At 75.4% G+C, this 2,976-nt stretch carries 3 protein-coding genes; all 3 read left to right on the top strand.

From position 1 onward, the window contains the following. On the top strand, nucleotides 1-641 hold a 641-nt coding region (locus ACWEVN_RS47425), incomplete at its 5' end, for a tetratricopeptide repeat protein (protein ID WP_452055653.1). Nucleotides 642-645: 4 nt separating this feature from the next. Further along, the gene (locus ACWEVN_RS47420; protein ID WP_452055652.1) at nucleotides 646-2,061 is read left to right on the top strand and encodes a VWA domain-containing protein; all 1,416 of its coding nucleotides are present in this window, start codon (nucleotides 646-648) and stop codon (nucleotides 2,059-2,061) included. After that, nucleotides 2,058-2,976: hypothetical protein (locus ACWEVN_RS47415; RefSeq protein ID WP_452055651.1), on the top strand; the 919-nt coding region annotated here is incomplete at its 3' end. The genes ACWEVN_RS47420 and ACWEVN_RS47415, both read left to right, overlap by 4 nt.

Below are 2,976 nucleotides of genomic sequence, written 5' to 3'. Positions count from 1 at the left end.
GGCACCACGGCCTGCTCGCGCTGGCCCGCGACGACGCCGAGCAGGCGGCGGCCGCGTTCGACCGGGTGCACCGCAGCTGGCCCGGCGAGATCGCCCCGAAGCTGGCGCTCGGGTTCTGCGCCGAGCTGCGCCGCGACACCGAGCAGGCCGAGCGCTGCTACCGCTCGGTGTGGCACCGCGACCACGGCCAGGTCAGCGCCGCCTTCGGCCTGGCCCGCTGCGCCCTGCGCAACCACGGCCGCGACACCGCGGTCGCCCTGCTCGACGCCGTGCCGCCGATCTCGCGCCACTACGACGCCGCGCGGATCGCCGCCGTGCGGATCCGGGCCGGGCGCCTGCCGTCCGGGCCGCCGGGCCGGGACGACTTCGCCGACGCGGCGCGGCGGCTGCCCGAGCTCTACCTCGACCGGGAGGCCCACGACCGGCTGGAGGCACTGGTCCGCACCGCCGCGCTGAGGGGGCTGGACGGCGGCGAGGGCTGGAACGGTGGCGCACTCCTCGGCGAGCGCGTCACCGAACGCGGCCTGCGGTCGCTGCTGGAGCTGTCCCTGCGCCGGCTCGCCGAGCGGGCGCGCGACCGGAACGAACACGGCGTCCTGGTCGATCTCGCGAACTCCGTCCGGCCGAAGACGAGAAGGTGACCCGATGCCCGACCCGTCGTTCACCCTCCAGCTGAGCCAGAACAAGTACCTGGCGCCGAGCGACGACCGGATGGACGTCGTGCTCACCGTGCGGGTGGGCGAGGCCGGCGTCCCCGCGGCCGGGCCGCCGGCGACCGCCGAGCTGCTGCTGGTCGACTGCTCCAGCTCGATGGACTGGCCGCCGACGAAGATCGAGGCCGCGCGGCACGCCTGCCGGGCGGCCGTCGGCTCGCTGCGGGACGGCGTCCTGTTCGGGGTCGTCGAATGCACCGGACGCGCCCGGCTCGTCTACCCGGCCGAGCCGCCGCTGGCGGTGGCGGACGAGCGGACCCGCCACGAGGCGAAGGCGGCGGCGTCCGAACTCATCGCCGGCGGCGGCACGGCGATGAGCACGTGGCTGGACCTGGCCCGGGACCTGTTCGCGAAGACCCCGGCCGCCATCCGGCACGCGGTGCTGCTCACCGACGGCAAGAACGAGTCCGACCGCGCGGGGGCCCTCGAAGCCGCCCTCGACCGCTCCAAGGGCCGGTTCGCCTGCGACGCCCGGGGCATCGGCGACGACTGGGAACCGCGGGATCTGCAGCGCATCGCGTCGGTCCTGCGCGGCAGCGCGGACGCCGTCCTGGAGGACGCCGAACTCGCCGGGGACTTCCGGCGCCTGGTCGAGCGGGCGATGGGCCGGACCGTGCCGGACGTCCGGCTGCGGCTGACCACGATGCCCTACAGCCGGTTGCGGTTCGTCAAGCAGGTCTTCCCGACCGAGGTCGAGCTCACCGCGCAGTGCCATCCCCAGGAGGGGAACGCGATCGAGCTGCCGACGGGCGCGTGGGGCGACGAGCTGCGCGAGTACCACGTCTGCCTCGACGTCGAGACCGGAGAGCTGACGCGGTACGAAGACCGGTTGCTGGGCACGGTCACCCTCCTCGCCGGCGCGGACCAGGCGGTCGGCGAACAACAGGCCGTCGTCGGCTACCTGACCGACGACCTGGCGCTGTCCAGCGTGCCGGACGACAACGTCGCTCGCGTCACGGGCCAGGCGGAGCTGGGCCGCGCGGTCCGGGCGGGCTGGGACGCCTTCGAGCGCGAAGACCGGGTGGTGGCGGCGCGCGAATGGGGGACCGCGGTCCGGCTGGCGACCGAGCTGGGCAACGCGGAGATCCTCAAGCGCCTGGGCCGGTTGATCGACCTGCGCGACGACGGCACGGTCGCGATCAAGGACGGCGTGCGCCCACGGGACGGCTTTTCCCTGGTGCTCGGGTCGACGATCTCCACCTACACCGGTGCGGCGGAACCCGTCGCCGTCGCGCCCGAAGCCGGCGGCGCCCCGCGCGAATGCGTCCACTGTGGACACAAAGCGCGGCCGACGGCGAAGCGGTGCGGGCACTGTGGCGAACCGTTCGCAGCGGGAGCGCCCTCGTGACGGCGATCAGCACCACCCGGCAGACCCTGTGGTGGCTGCGGCTCGGGCTCGTCGCCGGCAGCGTGCTGGTGCTGGGGACGGCGCTGGCGACCTTCCTCGGCGTGCGGGCCAGCCTCGCCGAGGTGCGGGAGCGGACCGCGCCCGCGGTGCTCGAAGTGTCGCTCGCCAAGGGGGCGCTCGTGGCCGCGCACCGCGCCGCGATGTCGGCCTTCGAACGCAACCAGGTGCAGCTCACCGGGCCCAGCGAGCAGTACGAGGACGGGATCGCCCTGGCCAGCCAGCAGCTCGCCCGGGTCGCCGAGCACAACGCGGCCGGGGACCAGGGCAGCCAGACGCTCCGGCTGATCGAAGGGCTGCTGCCGGCCTACAACAGCGTCATCGGCCAGGCCGACGCCCACTACCGGCAGGACGGCGGTGGCGCGCTCGCCGCGAGCGACCTGCTGTCGGCGTCCGATCTGCTGACCGCACCGGAGAACGGCATCCTCGCGCGGCTCGACACGCTCGAAGCCGCCCAGCGGGCCGCGCTCGACCGCCAACTGGACACCGAATGGCTGGACCCGGCGATCACGCTGCTGTGGGCGCTCCCGCTGGTCGTCCTGCTCGGCACGCTCGGGTGGGCCCAGCGGTTCCTCGCCCGGCGGTTCCGGCGCACGATGAACACCGCCCTGCTGGCGGCCACGGCGGCGTGCGTGCTGCTGGGCGCGGGAACCGCGCTGCTGCTGGGGGTCCAGTCGGACGCGCGGGCCAGCGGGGCCGCGCTGGAACGGACCGTGGCCGCGCAGTCCGCCGGCACCACGGCGGCGGCCGCCGGGGCCCGGGCGGCGCTCGTCCGGGTGGTGGTCGCCCAGTGCGGGCCGGGCGGGGCGGCCGCGTGCGGCGACACCGTGGCCGCGCTGGCCGCCACGACGACCACCC

The organism is Amycolatopsis sp. NPDC003861 (assembly GCF_053605405.1).
Note: the sequence above shows the minus strand (reverse complement) of the source record. Positions and strands in the feature narration are given on the sequence as shown.